A 26,165-nucleotide genomic window follows, 5' to 3' on the forward strand; every position below is an offset into this window, starting at 1 on the left:
GTCAGCCCGCCAGCCCGTAGCCGGCGAGCATCGCGCTCAGCTCGTCCAGCGAGATCAGCCCGTCCCGGTTGGCGTCGGCGGTCTCGAACCTGTCCTGCGTCTCATGGCGCGACCAGGACAGCCCCAGCTCCTCCAGGATCACGGTGAACCCGACCAGATCGAGTTGGCCGTCACCGTCCACGTCGACCCGCTGAAAGGCGGTGAAGAGGCCGGCCTGGGTCGGTTCAGCGGTCATGCCACTCCTCGTTCTGGTCGATGTGAGCGCATCATGGCATATCGGTGGCGCGCGGCAGGGGCAGACACGTTGGTCGCGCGCGTACGAACCCCATGATGGGCGACAATCACGCCATGTGGTTCGGCATCCTGGGCACCACCGAGGTGACACTTGCGGACGGGTCCCCGGTCCCGGTCGGGGGTCCCCGGGTCCGTTCGCTGCTCGCGCTCCTGCTGCTGGAGCCGGGCAAGGTCGTCACCGTGGAACGGCTGATCGACGGGCTGTACGGCGAGAGCCCGCCCGCCGGGGCCGCCAACGCCCTGCAGTCCCAGGTGTCGCGGTTGCGGCGGAGCCTGGGCGGGGGTCTGGTGGAGTTCCACCCGGCGGGCTACCGGCTGGCGGTCGAGCCCGACGACGTGGACGTTCACCGGTTCGAGCGGTTCACCGCCGAGGGCCGACGCGCGCTGGCCGCCGGTGACCGCACGGGCGCGGCGGAGCTGCTGCGCGAGGGCCTGAAGCTGTGGCGGGGCGAGGCCCTGGCCGATGTCGCGGACGCGCCGTTCGCCGACGCCCAGGTGGCGCGGCTGGACGAGCTTCGCGCGGCGGCGACCGAGGACCTGGCCGAGGCCGAGCTGACGCTCGGACGGCACCGCGACCTCGTCGACGAGCTGCAGCGGCTGGTCACCCGACACCCACTGCGGGAGCGCGCCCGGGCCCAGCTCATGCGGGCGCTGTACGGCGCGGGTCGGCAGGCCGAGGCCCTCGCCGTGTTCGAGGACACGCGGCGGACCCTCGCCGAGGAGTTGGGCGCCGACCCGTCCCCGGAGCTGGCCGCCGCCCATCTGGCGGTGCTCCAAGGCGCGCCGGAGCCGACCTCCGCCCCGGCGCTCCCCCGGCTGCCCGCCCAGCTCACCACGTTCGTCGGGCGAGACGAGGAGCTGGGGCGGGTCGGCGTGCTGCTGCGGGATCAGCGGCTGCTCACCCTGATCGGCCCGGGCGGCGCGGGCAAGACCCGGCTGGCCGTCGAGGCGGCGGCCCGGGAGACCGGCGAGGTCTGCTTCGTGGACCTCGCGCCGATCGGCGACGGGGCCGAGCTGCCCAACGCGCTGCTGGGGGCCCTCGGTCTGCGCGACAGCTCGCTGCTGCCCACGCCCGGGGAGCCCCACGCCGATCCCGTCGATCGCCTCGTCAGGGCGCTGGCCCAGCGTCCCGTGCTGCTCATCCTCGACAACTGCGAGCACGTGGTCGACGACGCCGCCCGGCTCGTCCACCGCCTGCTGGGGGCCTGCCCGGGGCTGCGGGTGCTGGCGACCAGCCGGGAGGCGCTCGGCATCACCGGCGAGTCGCTGTGGCCGCTGCCCCCGCTGGCGCTGCCCCCGGAGGGCGTCTCGTCCGCGCGCGAGGCGCTGGGCTACCCGGCGGTACGACTGTTCGCGGATCGGGCCGCCGCCGTCCGCCCCGGCTTCACCGTGGACTCCGCCGACCTCGACCACGTGCTGCGGATCTGCCGCGACCTGGACGGGCTGCCGCTGGCCATCGAGCTGGCCGCCGCCCGGCTGCGCACCCTGTCGCCCGCCGAGGTCGCGTCCCGGCTGGACGACCGGTTCCGGCTGCTGTCGCGCGGCAACCGCACCGCCGCCCCCCGCCACCAGACGCTCCGCGCCGTCGTGGAATGGAGCTGGGAGCTGCTGGACGAGGAGGAACGGACGCTGGCCAGGCGACTGACGGTGTTCACCGGCGGCGTCACGCTGGAGTCCGCCGCGCGGGTCTGCGGGCTGCCCGAAGACGACGTCGACGAGCTCCTCGCCGGCCTGGTCGACAAGTCCCTCCTGCACCGCGACGCGACATCCGAGGGCCGCTACCGGATGCTCGACACCATCCAGGTGTTCTGCGCCGAGCGGCTCGCGGAGGCCGGCGAACACGACCGGCTCCTCCACTCCCACGCCGAGCACTTCTTCGAGCTGGCCCGTGCCGCCGACCCCCATCTGCGGCGCGGTGGGCAACTCGACTGGCTGGCCCGGCTCACCGCCGAGCACGCCAACCTGCACGCGGCCCTGCGCCGGTGCATCACCCGCGATCCGGCCCTGGCGTTGCGGATGGTGGCCGCGCTGTCCTGGTACTGGTGGCTGCGGGGCCGGGTGGAGGGCGCGCCGCTGGCCGCCGAGCTGCTGTCCGCCCTGGGCCCCGAGCCGCCGGACGCATCGGCGGACCTGGGCGAGGAATGGGTGCTGTGCGTGGCCAACGCCGCGTCCGGCGACGGGGACCACCCGCGGATGGCCCCCTATCTGGACCATGCCGAAGCCATCATGAGGAGCACCGACCGGCCGATGCGCTGGCCCGCCGGGATCGTCTTCTGGGCCATCCTCGCCGGCCCCAAGCGCATCGACCTCGAACGGCATCGCGCGCAGGTCGGGACGGATCCGTGGTCGCGGGCGCTCAGCCGGATGGGCGACGGGTTCCAGCACCAGTTCGGCGGTGAGATGGCCGAGGCCGAGCCGTATTTCGTCGCCGCCTACGAGGGCTTCAAGGCCATCGGTGACCGCTGGGGCATGGCCAACTCGCTGGACCCGCTGGCCGAGCTCGCAGAGTGGCGGGGCGATCGGGAAAGGTCGTTCGCCCTGGTCGGCGAGGCCCTGGAGCTGGTGGAGCAACTCGGCGCTCACGAGGAACGGGCCGACCTGCTTGCCCGGCGCGCCGCCGGCCTGGTCCGCGACGGCCGGTACGCCGCCGCCGAGGCCGACTACCGGCTGGCCGCCGAGATCGCCCGCCGTGCCGGCGCCGGGGAGAAGGCCGACGGCATGCACCACGGTCTCGGTGAGATCGCCCGGCTGCGGGGCGACCTGCCGGAGGCACGGCGGCGCTACGAGAACGCCCTCTCCGCCACCTCGGGCACCTGGTTCGTCACGAGCTGGACCCGATCCCAGTCACTCGTCGGCCTGGGCTGGATCCATGCGGCCGAGGGCGACGCGGAGCGGGCGCGCGCCCTCCATCTGGAGGGCGTCCGGCTCGCGATCGAGTACGACAACTACATGTACGCCGCCAACGGGGCCGACGGTCTGGCGGGTGTCGCCGTCCTCGAGGGCGACGGGGAACGGGCCGCGCTGCTGCTCGGGGTCGCCGGAGTGCTGCGCGGGATGCGCTCGTACAGCAACGCCGACATCGTCCGGGTCACCGAACGGGCCCGGGAGCTGGTCGGCGACGAGGCGTTCGAGGCGGCCCTCGCACGCGGCAGGTCGATGGACCGGGAGGCCGCGCTCGCCTTCGTGGCGGTTTGACGCATATGTGAGCTGCGTCGCGCTCCGTCCGTTCGATGTCACGTTTTCCGGCCGCCCCTTGGTCTTCACGGTCGTAACGCCGTCGAGGACGATGGAGGACACTCCGATGCTGGGAAGACTTGCGGGTCTCGTACTGCGCAGGAGCAGGGCGGTGCTGGTCGTCGCCCTCCTGCTGATGCTGGTCGGCGGGGCGGCGGGCCCCACGCTGTTCGGGAAACTGTCCTCGGGCGGCTTCGACGATCCGGGCTCGGACTCCGGCAAGGCCGCCACCGCCCTGCGCGAGGTGTTCGGGCAGGGTCAGCCCAACGTCGCCATGCTGGTCGAGACCCCGCGCGGCGTCGACGACGCGTCGGCCGCCCGCGCCGGGGCCGCCCTCGGCGGACGCCTCTCCGACGAACCCGGCGTCGTGAACGTCACCTCGTACTGGGCGTCGGGTCGCGCACCCCGGCTCCGCAGCGAGGACGGCCGCAAGGCGCTCGTGCTCGCGACCATCGTCGGGAACGAGAACGACGTCAACGAACGGCTCGACACGCTGCTCCCGCGCTACGAGGGCGCCAAGGACGGCGTCGACGTCCAGGTGGGCGGCTTCGCCCGGCTCCAGCTCGAACTGAACGAGCAGAGCGCGAAGGACGCCAAGACCGGGGAGATGATCGCCTTCCCGATCGCGCTGGTCGCCCTGGTGCTGGTCTTCGGCGGGGTGGTCGCCGCCTCGCTGCCGCTGGTCGTCGCCATGATCACCACCTTGCTCGGGCTGGGGCTGCTGTGGCTGCTGGCGAGCGTCGGCACCGTCGCGGTGACCTCGGTGAACGTCGTCACCATCCTGGGGCTGGGCCTGGCCATCGACTACAGCCTGCTGATCGTCAACCGCTACCGGGACGAACTGCGCGCCGGGCGCCCGACCGACCAGGCGATCCGGATCACCATGGACTCCGCCGGCCGCACCGTGCTGTTCTCGGCCCTCACGGTGGCCGTGGCGGTGGCCGGGCTGGCGGCCTTCCCGCTGCTGTCGCTGAGGTCCATGGCGTACGCGGGCATCATCGTGGCGCTGCTGTCGGCCGCCGCGTCCCTGACCGTGCTGCCCGCCCTGCTCGCGCTGATCGGGCCCCGCATCGACCGGGGCCGGATCCTGGGCCGCCGGCGCGCCTCCGCCGCCCGGGAGAAGGCCGTCGAGGACGGGTTCTGGCACCGGCTGGCCTCGTTCGTCATGCGCCGGCCGGTGCCGATCGCGACCGCCGCCGTCGCCGTGCTGCTCCTGCTCGGGGCCCCGTTCCTCGGCATCAAGATCGCCGCGCCGGACGAGCGCGTGATGCCCGAGTCCTCCGTGTCCCGGCAGGTCGCGACCACCCTGCGAAGCGAGTTCCCGTCCGGGGAGCAGAACGCGCTGCAGGTCGTCGCGCCGTCCGCGCAGGCTTCCCGGCAGGTCGCGGCGTACGCCACCACGCTGTCCGGGCTCCCGGGCGTCGCCCGGGTCGACACGATCACCGGGAGCTACGCGTCCGGCCGTCAGGCGGTGGCGGCCGGCCCGCAGCACACGCGCTTCGGCAAGGGCGAGGCCGCCTACCTGTCCGTCGTCCCGGTGCCCGGAGAGGCCGAGGACGCCGAACGGCTCGTCCGCGACATCCGCGACACCCCCGCGCCGTTCGACACGCTCGTCGGCGGGTCCGCGGCGGTCAACATCGACGCCACCGACGCGCTCGTCGACCGCCTCCCGTACGCGCTGGCGGCGGTGTCGGCGATCATGGTGGTGCTGCTGTTCCTGCTCACCGGGAGCGTGCTGCTGCCGTTCCTGGCGTTGGCGCTCAGCGCCCTCAGCCTCACCGCCTCGTTCGGCGCGCTGGTGTGGATCTTCCAGGACGGCCACCTGTCCGGGCTGCTCGGCGGGTTCACCGTCACCGGCACCATCACCTCCACGGTCCCGGTCATGCTCTTCGCGGTCTCGTTCGGGCTGGCCATGGATTACCAGGTGTTCCTGCTGGCCCGGATCCGCGAGGAGTACGAGCACACCGGCTCGGGCACCGCGGCCGTCGCCCTGGGCCTCGAACGGATCGGCCGGATCGTGACCGCCGCCGCCATCCTGATCTCGATCGTCTTCCTGGCCTTCCTGGTCTCCGGCATCACCTTCATGAAGGCGTTCGGCGTGGGGCTGCCCCTGGCCGTCCTCATGGACGCCACCCTCGTGCGGGGCGCGCTCCTGCCCGCCGCCATGCGCCTCGCCGGGCGCGCCACCTGGTGGGCCCCAGGGCCCCTCCGGCGCGTTCACGCCCGCTTCGGGCTCCGTGAGAGCGGCGCGGCGGCCCTCCCGAAGGCGGAGGCCCTGGCGGGGACCCGGGGCTGACCCGCCGGTGTACGGGCTACCCCCGAGGTAATCGCCGGGGCTACCCGGCCGCCCCTACCGTCGGAGACGTTCCAGCCGAAACCTCCCAGAGGAGATCGCGATGACCGCCGTTCGATCCGTCACCGACGGGGGCCTCTTCACCGACGGCCGCCGACTGCTGCGCCTGGCCCTGCGCCTGGACGCCGTCGTCACCGGGGCCAACGGCCTCGCCTACCTCGCCCTCGCCGGCCCCCTGGAGAGCCTGCTGGGCCTGGAGGCGGCGCACGGCCGCGTCATCGGCGCGTTCCTCCTCGTCTACGCGGCGGCGGTCTGGGCGATCTCGATGCCCGCCGAGTCCAGGCGCGGACTCGTCACCGCCGTGGTGGAGGCCAACCTGCTGTGGACCGTCCTGAGCGTCGTCGCAGTGGCCACCGGCCGGCTGAGCCTCAACACCACGGGCGGCGTGTGGGCCGTCCTCCAGGCGGTGGTCGTGGCCGGCTTCGCCGCCGTCCAGTTCACCGCGCTCCGCAAGATCCGCTGACCCGCCGCGCACGCGCAGGCCCGGCCGAGGAGATCGGCCGGGCCTTTCGGGCTTCCGTCACTCCGAGGCGTTTTAGCTGACCACGGGGCGGATCGGCCGTTGACCGGCTTTGATTGTTTGCCGAGACATGGGCTTGATTGCGCGCAGGCCGGTCACAGCCGGTGAGGAGGGTGACGTTCGGTCGCCCCGTGGGAGGTGCTGTTGTTCAAGAGGAGCACCTGGCCCCTCCGTGCGCGCATGACACTGCTGGCCTGCAGTGTCATGGCGTTGGCGTGCCTCCTGGTCAGCGTGCTCGTCGTGATCGGCGTACGCGGCAGGGCCACCGACTACGCCCGCGACCGCACCGGCAAGGAGGCGCTCAAGGTCCTGCACCTCGTCAAGACCGACCGGCTGCCGCCCGTCCTCGACGTGGAGAACGACATCGCCGTCCAGGTCCTCGACCCGCGCGGCCACGTGGTGGCGGCGACCCCCGACCTGCTCGGCAAGGCGCCCATGGCCCACGTCGTCCCGGGCCCCGACAACCCCCTCACGACCCGCCGGCTCTGCCCCCCGGAGGGCCTGGACGGCTGCATGGACATCGTCGCGTTCCGCGTCTACCAGCCCGACGGCCACTGGATGATCTACGCCGCCGACGACGCGGTCCCCTGGTACGTGAGCGGCTCCATGGTGACCTTCCTGCTCGCCATGACGCTCCTGCTCGTCCTGCTCACCGCCCTCGGCGCCTCCCGCACGGTCAGCCGGACCCTCGCCCCGGTCGGCGCCATCCGCGCCGAACTCGCCGAGATCACCGCCTCCGACACCGGCCGCCGCGTCCCCGTCCCCGAGAACCGCGACGAGATCCGACTGCTGGCCGAGACCGTCAACGCCACCCTGCAACGCCTCGACGCCGCCCTGGCCCAGATGCGCCGCTTCACCTCCGACGCCTCCCACGACCTGCGCAGCCCCATCACCGCCGCGCGCACCCAGGTCGAGGAGGCCATGCTCTACCCGGACGAGACCGACTGGCCGGCCACCGCCCGCAAGGTCCTCGCCAGCCTCGACCGCCTCCAGGCCATCGTCACCGACCTCCTCGAACTGGCCGCCATGGACGCCGGCGCCAAGAAGTCCGACGAATGCGTCGACCTGGCCGCCCTCGTCTCCGCCGAACTCCGCCGCCAGACCCGCCGCGTCCCCGTCCACACCGAACTCACCGGCGGCACCACCGTCAACGGCGACCCCCTCCGCCTCTCCCGCCTCGTGGTCAACCTGATCGACAACGCCGAACGCCACGCCGCCACCGCCGTCACCGTCATCGTCCGCAAGGACGGCCCCACCGCCGTCCTGGAGGTCCGCGACGACGGCGCCGGCATCCCCCCGCACCACCGCGAGACCGTCTTCCAGCGCTTCACCCGCCTCGACGCCGCCCGCAGCCGCGACGCCGGCGGCACCGGCCTCGGCCTCCCCATCGCCCGCCAGACCGCCGAGGCCCACGGCGGCACCCTCACCGTCGAGGACAGCCCCCGAGGCGCCCGCCTCGTCCTCCGCCTCCCCCTCAGCCCCAAGGCCACCCGCCCACCCCGCTGACCCCTCCACCACCCCCTCCCAGGGCCCCCGATCAAGTTGGCGCATGTCCCGGGCATCGCGTATGCTCTCGGTCGTTGCCCAACACCGGCCCGGCGGGCCGGACCGGACAATGGCCTCGATGAACGCAAGGTCCTGTGGAGCAGTTAGGAGTGCTCGCCACCCTGTCAAGGTGGAGGTCGCGGGTTCAAATCCCGTCAGGACCGCCAGGCGCCCCAAGCGCCTTGGGCAGGTAGCTCAGTCGGTACGAGCGTCCGCCTGAAAAGCGGAAGGTCGGCGGTTCGACCCCGCCCCTGCCCACCTCTCAGCAGCCAAAACGCCCCGGAGCCCAACGGCCCGGGGCGTTCTTGACAGCAACGACCTCAGCCGAGGGCATCCCCGGCTTCCCCAGCGCCTCGACTCAGTGTGGTCACCGGCAGTGCCGACCGGGTGGCAGGCGTGTGGACCACCTGGGGTGTATTCGTGATGCTGGGCACGGCGCTGTTCTGGTGGTGTGATGCCAAGGCGGTGCCTCGTTTCGGCCCGGCTCCCTACGACGACGTTCCGCGAACGGATCAGATGATGATCAGCATCGTGAAATCGAGATCCAGGGCCACCTGTTGAACGAACGTCTGCTGTGACCGGTAGTGGCCCGACGCTTGGACCTCACCGCTGGGGTATTGCACATCCAGCCTCCTCCTGCCCACGCTTGTGGTCAGTAGCGTGTATTGAGGATGGGAGGAAGCGGAGATGGCGAAGAAGCGCAGTCCGATCGCCCGTTACTGGGGGTACCCGGCACTTGTTCTGCTGACCGCCGCTTGGCTGACCGGGCTTTTCGGACCGGCCGGTTTGCTGGCCCTGTCGGGGGCTTGCTTCTTCTACTTCGCGTTCAACGTGCCGGTGTGGTGTGGCGCGGACACACGTAAAGGTGAGGCGTGCCGCCAAAACTCCTACGGAATCCTGCTCGGCTGCAGCCGTCGCCAGCACAAATGGCAGCTCCTTAAGGGTGTCTTCGTCACGCGCTCATGGCGCCGGTTCAGTCAGAGCATCCTGACCAGCCCAGAGAACAAGATCGCGTCACTCAGCGCGATCGCCGCGATTGGTTCCACCTGCGCTGCGGGGATCCAACTTCTCCTCACCCTGTGATCTTCGCTTGGCAGGTCCGCAGGCGGGTGGGAATCTGGTGACATCCGTGTGCGCTGCGTTGGGAGATCGGCCCGCGCGGGCCGGTTGGTGAGCAAAGCGGGACAATACCCAAGTGCGGGGCCCCACCATGGCACAGCAACCGGTTTCCACCCGGACAAAGAAGCGCTGTCTACGGCGCGACAGTGGAGCTCCCGTACGGTCGACGCACCGTAGTGCGCTTGATCGCCTGGGGTGACATGCCCGCGGCCGGTCATCGGTTGCCGCATTCGGTCTCTGAGGGGCGGATGAGCCCCGCGTTGATGAGGGTCACCTCGATCTCCCCAATGCGGCGGGGGCCGAGCTGCCAGACGTCGCGAAGTTCGCGGGTCTCATACAGCCTGACCACGTCACCCACCGTTTGCGGAGGGCCTGCCCAGATCCCGTAGCCGCGTTCGAGCGGATTGAACGCTTTGGCCGAAAGCACTGTTCTGAGGCATCCGATCGGGCATGTGGGCGAGATTCTGTGGGTTCGGCCGGCAGTCGTTTCCATCCGTTCTCACCGCCGTGCCGCAAGGTTCAGCGGACGACGCTCGACCATGCGCATCTGATCGATGAGTCGGTCCGTCGTGGGTTCGTCCATGACCAGCGCGTTTGGCGTGAAGGAGGCGAACGCGGTGAACGTTCGGCGCCATGGCGACCACATCACCAGCCACCCGGGAAAGGCGGTTTGCAGCCGACTCGCCATCGACTTTTCCGCCACCCAGGGCAGCCGCTCCGATGGGATCCGGCCGGATGAGAGATGACCCGTTGCCGGAGGCTCGGACGGAGACGTGGAAGACCACAGCGGTTCGTCCGGCTCTGTGAGGGTGGACCTGACGACGTTCCTCGTACCGTCGAGCAACGCCACCGCCCGCCGCCCGTACCTCACTGCTCATCACCCCCCAGGACGTGGAAGCCCTGGACGTGCGTGTTGATCCGGCGAGCGGCCCCCGGAATGTCCCTGATCGGGTGCTGGTGGCTTCCGCGGTTCCAGGTGAAGAACCGTCCGGTGAAGCTCACGAAGACCCACAGGTAGACGTCCGGCGTGTCCGTCTCGACGGCTAGCCCATTGACGTCGTCGCGGACCCTGGACCGAAGGCCATGCTCGGAGAGCGCCCCGCTGAGCGTTGAGAGCAGTTCCAGTTGCAGCGATACGTCTGTTTCCATCGCGTCACTCCTCGTATGGAGCGGACCGGCAGGAATGTTCCCCTCTGCCACTCCCACCGGCCGCCCGTCGAACACACTTCGAGGCTCGCCGGGGGACGCGTCGCACTGCGATACCGCGCGTAGTTCATCCGGGACGTCTTGCGCTCATCCCGTCTCATCTATGTGCCGTCCGTGTTAGGTTCGGCCCCGGACGGGAGGCGCGCTCATGAGCAATCCCCAGGTACGGCTTAAGGTCCTACTCCGCGAACGTCACTGGCAGACCCACCAGACATTCAGCGCGGAGTACGACCGAGCCGCCCGCAAGGTAGACCCCTCACTCGTCGGCCAGGCCCCGAGCCGCGCGCAGCTTCACCGTTGGACGACCGGTGACGTGAAGGGGCTTCCGTACCCGGACCACTGCCGGGTCTTGGAGGCCATGTTTCCCGGGTGGACGGCCGCCCAACTCTTCGAACGAGTCAACGGCGAAGAGTCCGTTACGTCGGAGCCCGAGCCGTCGGTGAGCACGCCGGATGAGGCCGCACCCGTGTCAGACGAGGCAGACCCAGCGCTATGGGGCGCCGGATCGCTCGCCGGATGAGAACTTTTCTACGGTTTCAAGGGCGCCGCTTCGCGCCGCCGACGGCCGCCCCCGGCGCGCCGGGCGTGCGGCCTGTTCCGTCCGGTCCCGCCGCGCCGGTTCGCCCGGCCGCCCCACGCACGTGCTAACGCTTGACGTACTGTCCCCAGCCCGCGCTTTCCGCACGCTTGCGACGGACCAGGTACGCCAACATCTGGCCCACGGTGTCTCGGTTCTCTGAGCGCCCTGCCGCACGGAAAACTTCATAAACATCGTCGATCGTCATAACCTCGCCACTACCAGCGAGAATGACCCAAGCCAGGTCGGCCGTACCGAGGTTCTCAATGGAGAAGGGAAGCGCTGCCTGGGAACGCTCAGCTTGCTCGGTGGGCAGCCGAGCTACTTCCTGCTCCATGATTTCAATTTTCGCCCGCAGCTTCACGATCTTTACTTCGAGATCTCCGCGCTGCCCAATAGCCTGGATGAGCTGCTCACGACAGGATTCAAGATCATCTCGCACCGCCATGTAAAGATCTTAAGTCGTGCCCTGTAGGGACTCAGCCAGTCGCGAATGCGCTGCTCAAATCGTTACTTACTGACCAGTTGGCCAAGGTTGTGCAGCGGCGTACCCAGCGGTACGGCGGTGCACGGGTCTGCTGGGCGGAAACGTTCCTGCGGGGCGACCAGTGGCTACAGGCCCGAAGGCGGAGCGAGCTCGAACCAGGGGGCTGCGCCGCCCCCTGAACCCCCGCGAGCCGGGGCACTCGTTCGCGCGAGACGGTCTGTCACGGCTCGCCCGCCGTTCGCGCGAACGAGCACCCCGGACCTGTGCCGAACGTGCGACGTGCGCGCGAGGAGATGCACATCGGTCTAGGTCGTCGCAATCGTGCGGCCCCGGCGTCGCGAGGAACGTACGATGAGCGTGGTGTCCGACGGGTAGAAGGAGAGATCAGCAGTGGCGGCTTCCCTCAGTGAGATCGAGATGCGACTTCGTGCCGTCGAGGCGCGGGTCGGCCGACACGACGAGGACATGGCCGCTCTCGTGGACACCGGTAGCCAGACCCTCACACTCGTGAAGGCTCTTGCCCGTCACGCGGGCCTGGACGTTGACGCCCTGCTCGCCGAGGCCGAGGAAGACGCCGAGGAGTAGTCAGGCAGGTCAAGACCGCCAAGGCTGACGACAGTCCTGACGACAACGACAACACCGAACCGGCACCACGGCCATACGTCAGGCACCGTCCAACCTCGGTAGACGCCCAGACACAGGGCGGTTGCCACACCTGAAAAGCGGAAGGTCGGCGGTTCGACCCCGCCCCTGCCCACCTCTCTCAGCAGTAGGAGAACACGCCCGACCAGCAGCTATGCGGTCGGGCGTTGTCGCGTCGCGTCCGGCTGTGCCCGGCTGCCACTGGGATGCGTCGGGTGGTCCTGCCGAATACATGCCGAAGCCGATCGAGTCCGGCCGCCCCCGGCCCGGACCACTTTCGCCCGGTCCGTCATCACCGGTACCGGTGCCGTAGGCAAGGCGTACGCTCTCCGGCAAGGCGCTGGCTGGGACCACTCGTGGAGACGTGCTGCAAGCGATCGCCGAGTACGGATGCCCCGCAAACTTCGTGGGCTGACCTCGCCGCGTCTTTTCAGGTCAGCACAGCGCTCAGACGGTGTGACCTGAAAGCGGAAGGTCGGCGGTTCGACGCCGCCCCTGCCCTCCTCACACCCTCTGACCTGAACTCATACGGGTCTAGGTATCCTCTTCTACGGCGTGAGCTCCCTCAGGCGGACGCCGGGCGTTAGAACACCATCCGCCTATGGGCTCGAGGCGGTCCTCCGAACAGGCAGCCATTCGGAGGTAGTCCGTGACGGAGTCTGGCCGGCCTTTCGGCAGCGGCGACCAAAGCGCTGTACGCCTGGATCGGTGCAGTCCCGGTTCTCCGCCTCCACCTCGTTCGCCGGCTTTAGCGGATCGTCCACGGGTGGTGCGAGCGACTCAGGTGACGCCGCAGACCAGGGGACCGCCCAGTGAGTGGTGTCATGGATGGCGGCGTGGTGCTGCCGGATGCGGTGGGCGAACAGCCCGGTGCGTGGTCTGGCGGGCGATGTGGGGTCTGGTTCGCTGCGGGAGCACCGGTGCCTTCCGCGTGGCCACCGGGCCGGTCCCGGCGGATGATCTCGACTACGGGAGGGTGACGGGGCCGGCCGTCGAGCCGGAATAGGCCACGCCGCGATCTTGCTCTACTGCTGACACGGTGAATGGCAGAGGGAGGACAGCGGGATGGGGAAGATCGTTGTGACCGCGTTCGTCACCCTCGATGGGGTGATCCAGGCGCCCGGCTTTCGGGAGGAGGACCGTGACGGCGGCTTCGAACGGGGTGGATGGATCCAGCCGTACGCCGATTCGACGGTGGACGATCGGGCCGTCAGGTCGGTCCTGGCCGCGGACGCGCTGTTGCTCGGGAGGCGTTCCTACGAGCTGTTGTCCGGCTACTGGCCGACCGCCGACCCGGACGATCCGAGGACCGGGAAACTGAACGACCAGCCCAAATACGTCGTCTCGCACACGCTGAAGACCGCCGAGTGGTCCAACACGACCGTGCTCGACGGCGACGTCGTCGAACAGGTGGCAGCGCTGAAGGAGCAGTACGACGAGATCAGCATCTGGGGCAGCAGTCGGCTGATCGCGGTGTTGCTCGAGCACGGTCTCATCGACGAGTTCGTGCTCTTGGTCTACCCCATCGTGGTCGGTGGCGGTAAGCGGCTGTTCAACGGTGACACCCCGCTGAACCTCGAGCTGATCGAAACGACCGTCTCTGGCACCGGAGTGGCCATCCACACCTACCGACGCGCCGCTGGCACTGCCTGAGCACCGCGCCCTCCTCGGCTCGAAGAACGCTCCACGTTAGGCAGCCGGTAACACAACGCGACGTCGGCGAATCCGAACCGCAGTGATGCGACCGGGAAGGTGCCGACGGTTGCCATCCTCGCCCGCCGATGAGGGCGGGGGTCGTTGGTCTTGGTGGGCACCTCCAGTAATGGTGGCATGCCCGACGTGGGGTTCCTCGGCTTTCGACGGCGTGCAACGGGCCCACGGCTGGATCGGCGGATTCTCACAGGTGGGTGAGGGCTTCGCGGACGGTGATGCGGGACGCGCGGGTGGCGGCCGTGTCGGTGGCCAGGGCCGCGCCGAGGATGACGAGCGCGACCCATAGGGCGATGGAGTAGAGCGGGACCTGGAATGGCAGTGGTGCCTTCTGGAAAAGGTTGCCGAGTGCGTCGCCGAGGACCTTGGTCAGGGCGAGTGCCGGGAGGGCGGCGATGAGGCAACTGGTGAGGGCGAGGAACGTGCCTTCGGCGATGACGATGCGGCGGACGGTTCGGGGGCGGGCCCCGATGGCGTGCATGATGGCGAATTCCCTGGTGCGTTCGAGGATGTTGGCGCCCATGGTGGAGGCCAGGCCGATGACGCCGACGACGCCGAGCGGCAGGGCGATGACGAGGACGACGGGGCCCCTGTGTCCGGCGGAGGCGGCTTCGGTGCGGCTGATCGAGGCCGATGAGGCGACGTTGATCCCCGCGTCGGTGAGGCTTTGGCGAACGGCGTTCGCCACGGTGGTGCGGGACCGTTCGTCGTGGGTGTCGGTGATGAGGCGCAGTTGGTTGACCTGCAACGCGCGGCCTGTGGCGGCGGCGAAGGCTTCCTCGGTGGTGAAGACGCCGCCGCCGGCGGCTTCGCGTTCTTCGATGATGCCGACGATGCGCCAGGTGGCGGGGCGGCCGTCGATGTAGAGCCGGACGGTGTCGCCCGCGCCGAGGTCGGGGACGGTGCTGTCGCGGGTGATCTGGTTGAGGCCGACCGCGCCGGTCTCGCCGGGGCGCAGCCGGCGGCCGTCCAAAAGTTTCGGCGCAGGGGCCTTCCGGTCGGCGGGGACGGTGTTGATCGCGACGCTGCCGTGCCCCTGGTCGGGATAGGTGCGGCTGAACGGCAGCCTGCCGGGCCCGGCGATGCCGATGGGGCGCGGTTCCATGCCTCGATGCGTTCCACACCCGGTACGCGCCGCACCGTGTCGACGACCGCGGGCTGTTGCGCCGCGGTGGTGAGCTGGACCTCGACGTCCCAGTAGCGCTGCTCCTTCTGCTGCGCCTGAACGGCCTTGGTGCCCGACAGCAGGGCCATGCCGGCGATGAACACGGCCCCGGCGCCGGCGAGCAGTCCGACCGACAGCCAGAACCGGGCGGGACGGCGGACGGTGTTGCGCAGCGCCAGGAGCAGGCCGCGGTTCAGCACACCGAACGCGCTCAGACGGATGAGGAGCCTGTTGGGCCGGCTGCTGCCGCCGTGATGGTCGATGGCGGCCCGTACCGTGGTGCGACTCGCCTTGACCAGCGGAAACAGGGCCATCAGTGGTGGCAGGCCGAGACCGGCGGTCAGGATGACCAGGTAGGTCCACCAAGGCGGGCCGAGGCCGGTCGGCTCGATGCCGAGCAGGTCCAGCAGCGTTCGCAGGAGTGTCCGGCCGGTCCACAGGGCCGGGCCGAGGGCCAGCAGGGTCGCCGTGGTGGCCACGATCAGCGTCATCGCGAGGTATTGGCGGCCGATGTCGGCGGAGCGTGCGCCGATGGCCGCCGGCCGCCCGACAGCGCGGCGGGCGGCTTGTCGGCCTGGTCGGCGATGCCGACGCGCTCCAGCAACTCCAGCGCACGATCACGACGCCGACCGGACGGCAGGGTCTTGGCGAAGTCCATCGGCAGCATCACGTTCTCCGCGACGGTCAGCGTGGGCAGCAACCGGAAGAACTGGAACGCCAGCCCGACATTGCGGCCCCGCCATGCCGCCGGCCCGACTCCGACAGCGAGCCGAGGTCCGCGCCCGCCGCGTGGACGGTCCCGGAGGTGGGCCGGTCGATGCCGGCGAGCAGGTTGAGCAAGGTGGTCTTGCCGCTGCCCGCACGGCCCACGATCGCGACGAACTCGCCGTCGTCGACGGTCAGGCTGACACGGTCGACGGCGACGACCTCGCCGCCGCTGGTCGGGTACGCCTTGACGACGTCCCGGACCTGGATCGTTTCTCCCATGACGGCAGACCTCCGCCGCAGGGTCGGATGGGGACGGGCGAACAGTTGTGTTCATCCGTGACCGCCCGGGGGGAGGGCTGGCGGGCGCCGAGTCGCCGGGCTCGCCGCCATGCCGCCGGGGCGTGTGGCCGCCTCCGCCGACGAGCATCATGACGACCGCCGGCCTGTCCGACCGCGAGATCGCCGCCGCGTTCGTCGTCGAGGAATCCACGGTCAGAACCCACGTCAAGCGTGTGCTGATGAAGCTGGGCCTGCGCGACCGGGTCCAGATCGTCATCTTCGCCTACGAGAACGGCATCACCCTGCCGCGCGGCCGATGACGGCTGCCGAGGGCGTTCGGTCGACGGTCGTCCACCGGCTTCGCCGTACATCCGCAGCCCACGGAACGCCAGAAAGGGGCAGGTGCGTGCGTCTTGCAGCAGCTTACTCTGCGTAATTGTCGAGATGCTGCAGCGGGATTTGTCGGTGATTCTGTTGGTATGACTTCCACCTCCCCGCCAGGCCGCTCCAACGACGGACACGGGCACGGACATGGGCACGGGCACGGCGGTGACCCGGTGCGGCGCGGCGGTCGGGCCGTCGTGGCGGGGTGGGCCTCCCGGGTCCGGCATCTGCTGGTGCCGCACAGCCATGACAGCGCCGACAAGACAGACGCCGCCCTGGAGTCCAGCAGCAGGGGGCTGCGGGTGCTGGGGATCTCGTTCGCGGTGCTGACCGTGACCGCGATCGCGCAGGCGGTCATCGTGGTGATGTCCGGTTCGGTGGCGCTGCTGGGGGACACCCTGCACAACTTCGCCGACGCGCTGACCGCCGTTCCGCTGGCGGTGGCGTTCCTGCTCGGTCGGCGGGCCGCCACGCGGCGGTTCACCTACGGGTACGGGCGGGCCGAGGATCTGGCGGGCATCGTCATCGTGGTCATCATCGCCGTCTCCGCCGGGTTGGCCGGATACGAGGCGCTGCGGCGGCTGATCGACCCCCACGACGTGGAGGCCCTGGGGTGGGTCGCCGTCGCCGCGTTGGCCGGGTTCGCCGGCAACGAGTGGGTGGCCCGGTACCGGATCAGGGTCGGCCGGCAGATCGGGTCGGCGGCGCTGGTGGCCGACGGTCTGCACGCCCGCACGGACGGGTTCACCTCGCTGGCGGTGCTCGCCGGAGCGGCGGGCGCCGCGCTCGGGTATCCGATCGCGGATCCGGTCGTCGGGCTGTTGATCACGATCGCGATCTGCTTCGTTCTGCGGGATGCCGCCCGGGAGATCTACCACCGGCTGATGGACGCCGTAGACCCGCAGTTGGTGACCCGCGCCGAGGAGATCCTCGCCGAGGTGGGCGGTGTACGACGTGTCGCTTCGCTGCGCCTGCGTTGGGTCGGGCACACCCTGCGCGCGGAGGCCGACATCGTCCTCGATCCGGAGCTGACCCTCGTTCAGGCCCATGCCGTGGCCGTTCAGGCCGAACACCGCCTCATCCACGACCTGCCCCGGCTGCGCGCCGCCACCGTTCACACCGACCCCGACGGGCCCGAAGGAACCGACCACCACGCCGTCCTCGTCTCCCACCGCTGAGAACGCGCCCGTCCCCTGTCGGGATGAGCCCTCTCCACGGAACGGGGACCGGCGTGTCCTCCAGTTCGGCGAGGGCGCGGGCACACGCCTCCGGCGGCATCAGTGACGCCGCCCATCTCAACGCCCGCAGATGGTGGTCGGCGTTGTAGCCGGCGTTCGACCACCTGGTGACAGGGCGCTTTCGCGTCATCGCTCCGATCCCGTCTTGGAGCCGGCCGTCCGGATGCCGGCGGGGCCGTCAGGGGCGAGTGCCCGGGCTGAGGCGAGCATGCCCTCGCTGGAGGTGGTCGGTCGGGCCCCGGGCCCGGCGGTGTGCTCGCCCATGGACTCGCGGTACCAGGGCCTGTCGTCGGTTGCGGTGCGGGCGCCGCGTTCCGGCATTTCTCGCAAAGTAACAGTTTTGTCGTGTCCGGTAATCAAAGGTGGAGCACCGGATGCATCACACAACGTGATACGCACGTTACATTCAGGTCATGGAGGTGCAAGGCGGCCGTGGTGTCCACGGTCGCGGACCGGCCGGGCGGTCCCCCGCCAACGGGCTCCCGGTCATCACCACCCCCATCGAAATGCTCGGCCCGGCGACCATCACCCGGTCCTCGCTGCTGACGTTCCGACTCTTCGAGGTCCGTTCCGCCGGCAGCCTCACCCTCACCACGCAGGTCTCGCTCACCAACGGCAGCGCCGTGGGAGACGGCGGCGCCATCCTCAACCGCGGCGCCGTGACCCTCACCAGGAGCAGCCTCAGCGGCAACTTCGCCACCGGCAACGGCGGTGGCCTGGCCAACGCCGACACCCCGTCCGGCACCGCGCCCGCCGCCACGTTCACCAGGAGTCCGGTGTCCGACAACACCTCGCTGCTGCGCGGCGGCGGCATCTACAACGGCCTGCGGGGAACGCTCACCACCACCGGTGTCTCCGGCAGTCCGATGTTCGTCCGTCCGCATGTCTCCTCACGCCCTTCGGGCCCTGCGTGGGGAGGCCCTGGTCGTAGGCGCGCCCGCGTTCATGGAACGTCGGGAGAACGCACAGCGGCGTGCGGTGATCCACGGGCCGGGAACGGGTCCTCGCGGAGGTCCACTTCGCACGATGTGCACCGCGCCACCGAATGGGCTCGGTCGAAGCGGCCGGAGACGGTTCGGGTGTCGCCGGTGTTATCGGTACCCACTGCGCGAACCGCGTTGCTTGGGCTAACGTCGCAGGAGACAGGCGGCGACGCGAACCCAGCCCGGACGGGCAGGCGGGTGGCGGTGGTTCCACGGGACCGGGCGGCTGTCGTACGGGCCGCGATCGAGGGTCTGGCCCGCGCCGAGGGAGTGTCGCCGGCGTCGATCGTTCACGTGTGTCGGGCGTGCGTGCGGGTGGCCGGCGCGACCGGGGTGTGCGCTTCGGTGCCGGGCGAGAAGGGCCTGTACGAACCCGTGTGCGCCGTCGGGCCGGCAGGGGCGCCCCTGGCGGAGTTGCAGACCACCGTGGGCGAGGGTCCCGGAATGGAGACGGTGGCAGGGGACCGGCTGGTGCTGGTGACCGACCTGGAGACCGCCGACGCCCAGCGGCGCTGGCCGCTGTTCGCCCCCGCGGCGGTCGAGCTGGGGACGGCGGCGGTGTTCGCGTTCCCCCTGCTCATCGGCGCGACGGCGGTCGGCGCTCTGGAGATCCACTGGGGGCGGCGGCCGTCGCGGGACACGATGCTCACCGATGGGTTGCTGTTCGCCGACGCGGCGCTGTCGGCATTGATGGCGCGGCTCGTACCGGAGGGGAACGTTCCGGACCGGGCCGGCGAGGCGGGTGAGCCGTTCCTGGACCGCTGGCCCGAAGTGCATCAGGCGGCCGGGATGATGTCGGTGCAGTTGCGGGTCCGGCCGGGCGAGGCGTACGCGCGGCTGCGCGCCCACGCCTACGCCAACGACCAGAGCCTGCGCGACGTGGCCCATGAGGTCGTCGAGCGCCGGCTGACATTCTCCCCGGACAAGGGCCCGGACACACCATGCCCTTGATCAATCGATCGAATGCGGTGAGTACACCAATGCTGGAACGACAGTTGGGCGAGACATTCGTTGAGATCGCCGACACCCTCGTCGCCAGGTTCGACGTCATCGACCTGCTGCACTTCCTGAGCGAGCGGTGCGTACAACTTCTCGACGTCGACGCGGCGGGAGTGCTGCTGGCCGACGAGCGCGGCACCCTGTCCCTGGCGGCGGCGTCCACCGAGCAGGCCAGGATGCTGGAGTTGTTCCAACTGCAGGACGAAGAGGGCCCGTGCCTCGACTGTTTCCACAGCGGTGTCCGGGTGTCGTGCGGTGACCTGGGCCTGGAGCCCCAGCGCTGGCCCCGCTTCACCGAAGCCGCCCGTGAACGCGGGTTCGCGGCCGTGACCGCCGTGCCGCTGCGCTTGGGCGAGGCACGGCTCGGCGCGATGAACCTGTTCCGGGTCACCACGGGCTCGCTCGGCCCTGAGGCGCTCCTGGTCGCTCAGGCGCTCGCGGACATGGCCACCATCGGCATCGTGAACGAGCGCGCCCACGGCCGCGCGGAACTGGTCGTGGAACAACTCCAGGGCGCCCTCAACAGCCGCACCGTCATCGAGCAGGCCAAGGGCGTGTTGGCCGAACGCGGACGCATCTCCGTCAGCGACGCCTTCACCGTGCTGCGCAGTTACGCCCGCGACCACAACCGGCTCCTGTCACAGGTCGCCCACGCCGTCGTCGAGCAGTCACCCGACGTCGCCGACCTGCTCGGCACGACCACACCGCCCCGCCCCTGACTTCGAACGACCGTTCCGCGGCACGGAGAGCGGTTCCTCGACCGCCGCTTCCATGCGAGGGTGCATGACTCACCCATCCCCGAATGCACGGCACCGAAGTCGTCCATTCCACCCTTATTCACGCCACCTTCTGTAGCTACCGTGTGCGTAACGTCGTAGCTTGTGAAGGAAAGTGGGTCGTCGTGCCGGGTCTCATACGTAAGTCGCTGGTCGTCGCTTCCGTCGCGATCGCCGCCGTCTCGGTCATCACACCGCCCGCCCTCGCAGACCCGGTCCTGGCCGAACCGGGAACCGTGGTCAGCGAGTCCCCGTTGCCGCAGCACCTATGGCTGCCCGGGGCCGGCGCCGCTCACCGGGTGACGTACGTATCGACCGGCCCCTCGGGCGAGCGCGCACTGAGCACGGGCGCGGTGTTCGTACCCTCGGGCACACCGCCGGAGGGAGGCTGGCCGGTGGTGTCGTGGGCACACGGGACGGTCGGGATCGCCGACCACTGCGCCCCGTCCACGGCCGGAACCTCCGTACGGACCAACGACCACCTCAATCGTTGGATGAGCGAGGGCTACGCCATCGTCGCCACCGACTATGTCGGCCTCGGGACCCCCGGCGACCATCCGTACCTTGACGGGCGGACCGCCGCGTACTCCGTGACCGACATGGTGCGGGCCGCGCGGCGGGTCTCTCCGACGTTGTCGCGGCGGTGGGTCGCGATGGGCCAGTCGCAGGGCGGCCACGCCACGCTCTTCACCGCCTCGCTGGCCACCCGGTACGCGCCCGAGTTGGACTTCCGAGGCGCGGTCACCACCGGCGCACCCTCCAACCTCGCGCAGGCGTTCGCGCTGACCGGGCCGTACATTCCGGACCTGCCGTTGGGCGGGCTGATCCCTTACACCGCCTACCTTTTCGCCGGTCTGAAGGCCGCCCGGCCGGATTTCGACCCCGATTCCTACCTCACTGCGGCCGGCAAGGAGGCCGTGGAGGCGGCTCACACGCTCTGCTATGCCGATCTCAAAAAGAAGGTCGAGGGGCTGACCATCGGGAAGATGCTCAGCCGATCCCTGCTGTTCGGCGACTTCTACAAGACCGCGTCGAGCGTCCTGGACGTGCCGCTCACCGGGTACGACCGGCCGTTCTTCATCGCACAGGGCGTCAACGACCTCGACGTGCCGATCGTACTCACGATGAAGCTCGTGGCCGACCTGAAACTGCGCGGGGTGAGGTTCACGCACAAGTACTACCCCGGGGCGGACCACGGCACCACGCCGACCGAATCACTCCCCGACACCGTTCCCTTTGTGAAGGAGCTCTTCAACTGACGAGGCAATCCGGCCATCGCCTTTCCGCGTAGAGCAGATCCTCCACATCCATGGCCCGACCGTGATCACTCCAGTGATGTGGGTCCCACAGCCCTGCGGTGGCGCTCACCGAGACCGCGGTTCCGCGGAGGGGCCCACTAGGCTTCGCGTGTGGTCGGTGTCCTGGCTGGAATCATCGGGGCGGGCACCGGCATCTTCGAGCTTCGCAGCGGCGGTGAGGACTGGCTCGCGTCGTTCGAGCCGAGCGAGTTGCGGGAGTGGCAGTCGCAGTTGCAGCGGGGCCGCGCGGTCATCCACCTGCTGTGCACCCCCGAGACCCGCGGGCACGCGGACTCCTTCGTCCGGTCGTGCTGGCGCGCCAAGACACCCGATGACGAGCAGAGAACGATCGCGGCGCTCCGCGCGTTCAACTCCTCGCTCCGCAAGGAGATCGGCAGCGAGTAGCCCTCGACCCGGTCGTCTCGGCTGGTGTGGTGAGTGGCGTTCGTCACCCGGCCGTCATGTCACATTTCGCGTCCCGGATCGCTCTAGTGCATGAGGGGTCTACTCAAGGGGGCGTGGGCTGATGGTGAAGATGCGGATCAACAGGGCGCTCGCGAGTGTGCGGCGGCTGGGGGAAGAGGTCGGTCCTCCGGACCGGAGGCGGTCGGGCCCGCTTCGGGGCGTGGGGCGGCGTGGCGAGTCGGATCGTTGGAGCTTCCTGTTCGCGCAGGTGACGCTTCATTCCTTTCTCGTGTTGGTGGTCACCGGGGCGTTCCTGACGTTCTTTTTCGATCCGGATATGTCGCGGACCACCTATGACGGCTCCTACGCCCCGCTGCGCGGCGTCGAGGTCAGCGAGGCGTACGATTCCACGCTGAACATCAGCCTCGACGTGCGCGGTGGGCTGTTGATGCGACAGATCCACCATTGGGCCGCGCTGATATTCACCGCCGCCATCTGCTGCCAGATCCTGCGGATGTTCTTCACCGGCGCCTTCCGCCGGGCGCGCGGGCTGGACTGGCTGTTCTGGGTGGGGTTGTTGCCGCTGGCGATGGCGGCGGGGGTGAGCGGCACCGTCCTGCCCGATGACATGTTGTCGGGCGGCAGCGTCAGTCTGCTGCAGGGGGTCACGCAATCCATCCCGGTCATCGGGACCGGCGTGGCGTTCCTGCTGTTCGGGGACGACATTCCCGGAGACGACATCATTCCGCGCATGTACTGGGCGCACATCCTGGTGATCCCGGCCGTCATCGCCGTGTTGTTCCCGATGCGCCGGCTGCTGAGCGCGCGGTTCGGGGGCACCCGTTTCCGGGGCTCGCGGCCCGCCGGGCTGAGTCGCGGTCTCCGTTCGGCGGCCCTCCTGTTGTACACGTGCGGGGTGCTGGCGCTGCTGGGCACCTTCGCCCAGATCAACCCCATCTGGCTGTACGGGCCGTACGAGCCGGGGGCGATCACCGCCGGGGCCGTTCCCGACTGGTACATGGGGTTCCTGGACGGCGCGGTGCGGATCATGCCCGGGTGGGAGATCTCCATCGCCGGGCATCCGCTCACCCTCGCGGTGCTGGTGCCCGCCGTCATCGTTCCGGGCGCGTTCTTCACCGCCTTGGCGGCCTATCCGTGGGTCGAGCGGAGGCTCACCGGCGACCGGCGCGTTCACCATGTGCCGGACCGGCCCCGTGACCACGCCTTCCGCACCGGGCTGGGCGCCGCCGGGATCACCTTTTACGGCTTGTTGTGGGCCGCCGCCTCCAATGACCAGATCGCCGACACCTTTCATCTGTCGCTGTTCGCCGTGACGGAGTTCTTCCGCGTCGCCGTCTTCGTGGGGCCCGCGCTGGCGTTCGCGATCACGCGCTGGATGTGCCTGGCGCTGGTCGCCCGGGAACGACAGGAGTTCGAGCACGGCTACGAGACCGGCCGCATCATGATGAGCCCGGACGGGGCCTACAGCGAGATCCACGCCCCGGTCCGCGACCACGGCGACACGCCGCGTCCGGAACTCGAAGAGGGACGCGACCGCCTGATCAAGCGGTGAGGGGCGAAGTGGTCGGGGCACGGGCGGGCGCGAATATCACGGGCCCGCCGACGGAGGCATGTACGGAACGCGCCAACCTGACAGCGAGTTGGATTGCGACACAAAATAGGACAAACATCAAGATCAGTCGAAGGGATGGCCGCTACCGGTAACGGTCCTGACAGGATGATCGACTTTTCCTAGGCTGGCCGAAGATCATGATCCATCACCCTGGATCGGAGCCAGCGGGACATGCCGGTCACACCGCGTACCCTCACCGACCTCGCGCCCTCGCCACCCTGCTCGTCCGTCTCCTGTCGCTCGGCGCGGTCGCCGTCCCCGCCCACGCCGATCCGGTCACCGGCCCGCCGATCGGCCCGCCCGCCGACGACGGCGCGCAGGTCGTGCACCCTCGATCCCGTAGAGGAAGAACCTTGCTGAGAAGACGCAGCCACCTCGCCCTCGCGGTGGTCGCGGGGCTGACGGCCGCCCTCGCGGCCGTGGTCCCCGCACAGGCCATCGACGAGCCCTGGATGAACACCTCGCTCAGCCCCGACGAACGCGCCGACCTGCTGTTGGCCACGTTGGACGACAAGCAGAGACGCCAACTGCTGGCCGGCAGCCAGGTCTGCGACACGGCCAGCCTGCTCGGCGACGGCTACGTGCCCCCGCGCGGGGCCGTGCCCGCGCAGGAGATGATCGGCGCCGGGGCGGGGGTGACCAACGTGTGCAAGCGGCTGGGCCACCCCGAGCGCCAGGCGACCTCGCTGCCCGCGCCGATCGCGATGGCCGCCACCTGGGACACGAACGCGGCCCGCACGCACGGAACGGTGATCGGTGCGGAGACCCGCGCGTTCGGGTTCAACGTCGGGCTGACCAGCCACTCCAACATCATCCGTGACCCGCGCAACGGCCGCACCTGGGAGAACCAGGGCGAGGACCCGCTGCTGGCGGGGATCATGACCTCCGCCCAGCTCGCCGGCCTGCAGAGCCAGAAGGTGGTCGCCACCCACAAGAACATCGTGGGCAACGAGAACGAGCGCTACCGCCAGGGGCAGAACTCGATCATCGACGAGCGCACCCTCCGCGAGATCTATCTGCGGCCGTTCGAGATCTCCATCCAGAAGGCGAACCCGGGCGCGCTGATGTGCTCGTACAACATGATCAACGGTTCGCCGGCCTGCCAGGCCCCGGCGGTCATGGACATCGTCAAGAACGAGTGGGGCTTCCCCGGCTGGATCATGACCGACTGGTGGACCTGCATGGGTCAGGGGGTGTACACCGACTCGGGCGGCAACGACCACGCGGTGCCGTACCCGACCAACACCTGCGGCACCCAGCAGTCCATCCAGGCCGGTCTCGACCAGCAGATGCCGAACGGCACCTTCTACGGCGAGGGCCTGCTGTGGTCGGCGTTGGCGTCCGGGCTCATCACCCAGGGCCAGATCGACGCCGCCGCGCACCGCATCCTGCGGTCGATGTTCGCCAACGGGGTGATCGACGACCCGCCGACACCGGGGACGCCGTCCGCCGCCCAGATCGCGGCGCACGCCACCACCTCCCGCCAGTTGGCGGAGCAGGCGGCCGTACTCCTGCGCAACGAGCAGAACATCCTGCCGCTCAGCAAGACCACCGGCGGCACCATCGCCCTCATCGGCAGCCCCGCCGACGCCGACCCGGCGGCGAGCGGCCCCAACGGCTCCGGCTACGTCGTGCCGTACGCGAGCCAGATCGCCAAGGCCCGCCAGAAGATCGAGGACGCGACCGGTCGCACCGTCACCTACGTGGACGGCACGAACAAGGCCGCCGCCGTCAGCCTCGCCGCCAACGCGGACACCGTGATCGTGTTCGGCCGCGACAGCCAGCAGGAGGGCGCCGACAAGAAGAACCTCACGCTGGACCCGTTCGGCACCCAGCCGGCCGACGACCTGATCTCCTCGGTCGCCGCCGCCAACCCCGACACCGTCGTGGTGCTCCAGACCGGCGGCCCGGTCACCATGCCGTGGCGGAACTCGGTCAAGGGCATCCTCGAAGCCTGGTACCCGGGCGAGCAGGGCGGCGCGGCCATCGCCAACCTCCTGTTCGGCGACGCCAACCCCTCCGGCCGCCTGCCGGTCACCTTCCCGGTGGACGAGCAGCACATGCCGACCCCCGCCACCGGCTGGCAGGGCACCCCCACCACGCTCAACTACACCGAGGGCCTGAACGTCGGCTACCGCTGGTACGACCAGAACTCGGCCCCGCTGTACCCGTTCGGCCACGGCCTCTCCTACGGCGGGAACTTCGCCTACTCGGGCCTCGGCCTCTCCTCGACCACCGTTCCCCAGCCGAACCCGGTCTCCGACAACCACCAGTTGTCCAACGTCACCCTGACGCTCACCAACAACGGAACGCGCACCGCGTCCGAGACCGCCCAGGTCTACGTGGGCTTCCCCGCCGGAACGGGCGAGCCGCCCAAGCGCCTCGTCGGCTGGAAGAAGGTCACCCTCGGCCCCGGCCAGTCCACCCAGGTCACTATCCCGCTGGACGACCGTTCCCTGGCCATCTGGAACACCACCACCGACAGTTGGCAGGTCCCCTGCGGCAACTACCCCGTTCACGCCGCCTCCTCCGCCGGCAGCATCCGCCAGACCGCCACCCTCAAGGTCTGCTGACCGGAGCACCACCATGAACGGCTGCCCGAGCCGGCCC

The 26,165-nt window shown here is 69.9% G+C and carries 24 protein-coding genes, 2 tRNA genes and 1 pseudogene; 17 read left to right on the forward strand and 10 right to left on the reverse strand.

Going from position 1 to position 26,165, the window contains the following annotated elements:
• Position 1: 1 nt before the first annotated feature.
• Positions 2-235 (reverse strand): EF-hand domain-containing protein, encoded by a 234-nt coding sequence (locus tag DFJ69_RS10935; protein ID WP_116022376.1) that lies wholly within the window; start codon positions 233-235, stop codon positions 2-4.
• Positions 236-330: 95 nt separating this feature from the next.
• On the opposite strand from DFJ69_RS10935, the gene DFJ69_RS10940 reads away from it, so the two are divergent.
• The 7 genes from DFJ69_RS10940 (at position 331) to DFJ69_RS10970 (ending at position 9,029) form a co-directional block, all read left to right on the forward strand.
• On the forward strand, positions 331-3,489 hold the full coding sequence (locus tag DFJ69_RS10940) for an AfsR/SARP family transcriptional regulator (protein ID WP_245974247.1): 3,159 nt from the start codon (positions 331-333) through the stop codon (positions 3,487-3,489).
• Between the two features lie 106 nt (positions 3,490-3,595).
• Positions 3,596-5,824: an MMPL family transporter gene (locus DFJ69_RS10945; protein ID WP_116022377.1), complete on the forward strand. Its 2,229-nt coding sequence runs from the start codon at positions 3,596-3,598 to the stop codon at positions 5,822-5,824.
• Positions 5,825-5,924: 100 nt separating this feature from the next.
• A complete protein-coding gene (locus tag DFJ69_RS10950; protein WP_116022378.1) occupies positions 5,925-6,344 on the forward strand; it encodes a hypothetical protein in 420 nt (139 codons plus the stop codon).
• Between the two features lie 237 nt (positions 6,345-6,581).
• A complete protein-coding gene (locus DFJ69_RS10955; protein ID WP_116026552.1) occupies positions 6,582-7,907 on the forward strand; it encodes a sensor histidine kinase in 1,326 nt (441 codons plus the stop codon).
• A gap of 128 nt (positions 7,908-8,035) precedes the next feature.
• A tRNA-Asp gene (locus DFJ69_RS10960) sits at positions 8,036-8,113 on the forward strand.
• A gap of 17 nt (positions 8,114-8,130) precedes the next feature.
• Positions 8,131-8,204 (forward strand) — tRNA-Phe (locus DFJ69_RS10965).
• A gap of 429 nt (positions 8,205-8,633) precedes the next feature.
• Positions 8,634-9,029: a hypothetical protein gene (locus tag DFJ69_RS10970; protein ID WP_116022379.1), complete on the forward strand. Its 396-nt coding sequence runs from the start codon at positions 8,634-8,636 to the stop codon at positions 9,027-9,029.
• Positions 9,030-9,279: 250 nt separating this feature from the next.
• Here DFJ69_RS10970 and DFJ69_RS36140 read toward each other — a convergent pair whose 3' ends face one another.
• From DFJ69_RS36140 to DFJ69_RS10990, 4 genes are all read right to left on the reverse strand, one after another.
• A complete protein-coding gene (locus tag DFJ69_RS36140) occupies positions 9,280-9,414 on the reverse strand; it encodes a hypothetical protein (RefSeq protein ID WP_281275834.1) in 135 nt (44 codons plus the stop codon).
• 150 nt (positions 9,415-9,564) lie between these two features.
• Entirely contained in the window at positions 9,565-9,753 is a 189-nt protein-coding gene (locus DFJ69_RS33730) for a hypothetical protein (RefSeq protein WP_147312269.1), read from the reverse strand.
• 179 nt (positions 9,754-9,932) lie between these two features.
• Positions 9,933-10,214: a hypothetical protein gene (locus tag DFJ69_RS10980; protein ID WP_116022381.1), complete on the reverse strand. Its 282-nt coding sequence runs from the start codon at positions 10,212-10,214 to the stop codon at positions 9,933-9,935.
• A gap of 701 nt (positions 10,215-10,915) precedes the next feature.
• Positions 10,916-11,296: a hypothetical protein gene (locus DFJ69_RS10990; protein WP_116022383.1), complete on the reverse strand. Its 381-nt coding sequence runs from the start codon at positions 11,294-11,296 to the stop codon at positions 10,916-10,918.
• 429 nt (positions 11,297-11,725) lie between these two features.
• Between DFJ69_RS10990 and DFJ69_RS10995 the strand changes: the two genes are divergently transcribed.
• Both DFJ69_RS10995 and DFJ69_RS11000 read left to right on the forward strand, forming a co-directional pair.
• Complete coding sequence (locus DFJ69_RS10995) at positions 11,726-11,920, forward strand: hypothetical protein (protein WP_116022384.1); 195 nt, start codon at positions 11,726-11,728, stop codon at positions 11,918-11,920.
• Between the two features lie 1,137 nt (positions 11,921-13,057).
• On the forward strand, positions 13,058-13,630 hold the full coding sequence (locus DFJ69_RS11000) for a dihydrofolate reductase family protein (RefSeq protein WP_211328582.1): 573 nt from the start codon (positions 13,058-13,060) through the stop codon (positions 13,628-13,630).
• A gap of 244 nt (positions 13,631-13,874) precedes the next feature.
• Here the strand turns inward: DFJ69_RS11000 and DFJ69_RS11005 are convergent, their stop codons facing one another.
• The 4 genes and pseudogenes from DFJ69_RS11005 to DFJ69_RS34875 form a co-directional block, all read right to left on the reverse strand.
• Positions 13,875-14,792 carry an ABC transporter permease gene (locus tag DFJ69_RS11005; RefSeq protein ID WP_116022386.1) on the reverse strand — a complete coding sequence of 306 codons (918 nt, stop codon included), beginning with the start codon at positions 14,790-14,792 and terminating at the stop codon, positions 13,875-13,877.
• Between the two features lie 395 nt (positions 14,793-15,187).
• Positions 15,188-15,343: pseudogene (locus DFJ69_RS36595) on the reverse strand (hypothetical protein); the annotation flags it as partial.
• Entirely contained in the window at positions 15,340-15,552 is a 213-nt protein-coding gene (locus DFJ69_RS34870) for a P-loop NTPase family protein (protein WP_211328583.1), read from the reverse strand. The gene DFJ69_RS34870 and the pseudogene DFJ69_RS36595, both read right to left, overlap by 4 nt.
• Positions 15,537-15,839: an ATP-binding cassette domain-containing protein gene (locus DFJ69_RS34875; RefSeq protein WP_211328584.1), complete on the reverse strand. Its 303-nt coding sequence runs from the start codon at positions 15,837-15,839 to the stop codon at positions 15,537-15,539. Before DFJ69_RS34875 ends, DFJ69_RS34870 begins: the two co-directional genes overlap by 16 nt.
• A 149-nt stretch (positions 15,840-15,988) precedes the next feature.
• Between DFJ69_RS34875 and DFJ69_RS11020 the strand changes: the two genes are divergently transcribed.
• Both DFJ69_RS11020 and DFJ69_RS11025 read left to right on the forward strand, forming a co-directional pair.
• Complete coding sequence (locus DFJ69_RS11020; protein WP_116022387.1) at positions 15,989-16,159, forward strand: LuxR C-terminal-related transcriptional regulator; 171 nt, start codon at positions 15,989-15,991, stop codon at positions 16,157-16,159.
• Positions 16,160-16,318: 159 nt separating this feature from the next.
• Positions 16,319-17,401, forward strand: coding sequence for a cation diffusion facilitator family transporter (locus DFJ69_RS11025; RefSeq protein WP_116022388.1), 1,083 nt, complete (start codon positions 16,319-16,321; stop codon positions 17,399-17,401).
• A 186-nt stretch (positions 17,402-17,587) separates the two neighbouring features.
• On the opposite strand, the gene DFJ69_RS11030 is transcribed toward DFJ69_RS11025, so the two are convergent.
• Positions 17,588-17,782: a hypothetical protein gene (locus DFJ69_RS11030; protein ID WP_116022389.1), complete on the reverse strand. Its 195-nt coding sequence runs from the start codon at positions 17,780-17,782 to the stop codon at positions 17,588-17,590.
• 92 nt (positions 17,783-17,874) lie between these two features.
• On the opposite strand from DFJ69_RS11030, the gene DFJ69_RS11035 reads away from it, so the two are divergent.
• The 6 genes from DFJ69_RS11035 to DFJ69_RS11060 all read left to right on the forward strand — a co-directional run bounded on the left by DFJ69_RS11035 (position 17,875) and on the right by DFJ69_RS11060 (position 26,128).
• Complete coding sequence (locus tag DFJ69_RS11035) at positions 17,875-19,395, forward strand: ANTAR domain-containing protein (RefSeq protein WP_116022390.1); 1,521 nt, start codon at positions 17,875-17,877, stop codon at positions 19,393-19,395.
• A 44-nt stretch (positions 19,396-19,439) separates the two neighbouring features.
• Positions 19,440-20,162 carry a GAF and ANTAR domain-containing protein gene (locus tag DFJ69_RS11040; protein ID WP_245974249.1) on the forward strand — a complete coding sequence of 241 codons (723 nt, stop codon included), beginning with the start codon at positions 19,440-19,442 and terminating at the stop codon, positions 20,160-20,162.
• A gap of 83 nt (positions 20,163-20,245) precedes the next feature.
• The gene (locus DFJ69_RS11045; protein WP_245974251.1) at positions 20,246-21,478 is read left to right on the forward strand and encodes a lipase family protein; all 1,233 of its coding nucleotides are present in this window, start codon (positions 20,246-20,248) and stop codon (positions 21,476-21,478) included.
• 150 nt (positions 21,479-21,628) lie between these two features.
• Complete coding sequence (locus DFJ69_RS11050) at positions 21,629-21,922, forward strand: hypothetical protein (protein ID WP_211328585.1); 294 nt, start codon at positions 21,629-21,631, stop codon at positions 21,920-21,922.
• 130 nt (positions 21,923-22,052) lie between these two features.
• Positions 22,053-23,495 carry a cytochrome bc1 complex cytochrome b subunit gene (gene qcrB / locus DFJ69_RS11055; protein WP_484419709.1) on the forward strand — a complete coding sequence of 481 codons (1,443 nt, stop codon included), beginning with the start codon at positions 22,053-22,055 and terminating at the stop codon, positions 23,493-23,495.
• Between the two features lie 413 nt (positions 23,496-23,908).
• The gene (locus tag DFJ69_RS11060; protein ID WP_170177608.1) at positions 23,909-26,128 is read left to right on the forward strand and encodes a beta-glucosidase family protein; all 2,220 of its coding nucleotides are present in this window, start codon (positions 23,909-23,911) and stop codon (positions 26,126-26,128) included.
• Positions 26,129-26,165 lie beyond the last annotated feature (37 nt).

It is taken from the genome of Thermomonospora umbrina (assembly GCF_003386555.1).
Classification (GTDB): Bacteria; Actinomycetota; Actinomycetes; order Streptosporangiales; family Streptosporangiaceae; genus Thermomonospora; species Thermomonospora umbrina.

Bases quoted from the DNA above. Each gene is read 5' to 3' on its own strand.
- DFJ69_RS10980 (WP_116022381.1), bottom strand. From the start codon at position 10,214: ATGGAAACAGACGTATCGCTGCAACTGGAACTGCTCTCAACGCTCAGC.
- DFJ69_RS10970 (WP_116022379.1), top strand. From the start codon at position 8,634: ATGGCGAAGAAGCGCAGTCCGATCGCCCGTTACTGGGGGTACCCGGCA.
- DFJ69_RS10940 (WP_245974247.1), top strand. From the start codon at position 331: ATGGGCGACAATCACGCCATGTGGTTCGGCATCCTGGGCACCACCGAG.
- DFJ69_RS11005 (WP_116022386.1), bottom strand. From the start codon at position 14,792: ATGGAACCGCGCCCCATCGGCATCGCCGGGCCCGGCAGGCTGCCGTTC.
- DFJ69_RS11035 (WP_116022390.1), top strand. From the start codon at position 17,875: ATGGAGGTGCAAGGCGGCCGTGGTGTCCACGGTCGCGGACCGGCCGGG.
- DFJ69_RS10990 (WP_116022383.1), bottom strand. From the start codon at position 11,296: ATGGCGGTGCGAGATGATCTTGAATCCTGTCGTGAGCAGCTCATCCAG.
- DFJ69_RS33730 (WP_147312269.1), bottom strand. From the start codon at position 9,753: ATGGCGAGTCGGCTGCAAACCGCCTTTCCCGGGTGGCTGGTGATGTGG.
- DFJ69_RS10950 (WP_116022378.1), top strand. From the start codon at position 5,925: ATGACCGCCGTTCGATCCGTCACCGACGGGGGCCTCTTCACCGACGGC.
- qcrB (WP_484419709.1), top strand. From the start codon at position 22,053: ATGCGGATCAACAGGGCGCTCGCGAGTGTGCGGCGGCTGGGGGAAGAG.
- DFJ69_RS34875 (WP_211328584.1), bottom strand. From the start codon at position 15,839: ATGGGAGAAACGATCCAGGTCCGGGACGTCGTCAAGGCGTACCCGACC.
- DFJ69_RS11020 (WP_116022387.1), top strand. From the start codon at position 15,989: ATGACGACCGCCGGCCTGTCCGACCGCGAGATCGCCGCCGCGTTCGTC.
- DFJ69_RS11045 (WP_245974251.1), top strand. From the start codon at position 20,246: ATGCACGGCACCGAAGTCGTCCATTCCACCCTTATTCACGCCACCTTC.
- DFJ69_RS11030 (WP_116022389.1), bottom strand. From the start codon at position 17,782: ATGCCGGAACGCGGCGCCCGCACCGCAACCGACGACAGGCCCTGGTAC.
- DFJ69_RS10955 (WP_116026552.1), top strand. From the start codon at position 6,582: ATGACACTGCTGGCCTGCAGTGTCATGGCGTTGGCGTGCCTCCTGGTC.
- DFJ69_RS10945 (WP_116022377.1), top strand. From the start codon at position 3,596: ATGCTGGGAAGACTTGCGGGTCTCGTACTGCGCAGGAGCAGGGCGGTG.
- DFJ69_RS11025 (WP_116022388.1), top strand. From the start codon at position 16,319: ATGACTTCCACCTCCCCGCCAGGCCGCTCCAACGACGGACACGGGCAC.
- DFJ69_RS10935 (WP_116022376.1), bottom strand. From the start codon at position 235: ATGACCGCTGAACCGACCCAGGCCGGCCTCTTCACCGCCTTTCAGCGG.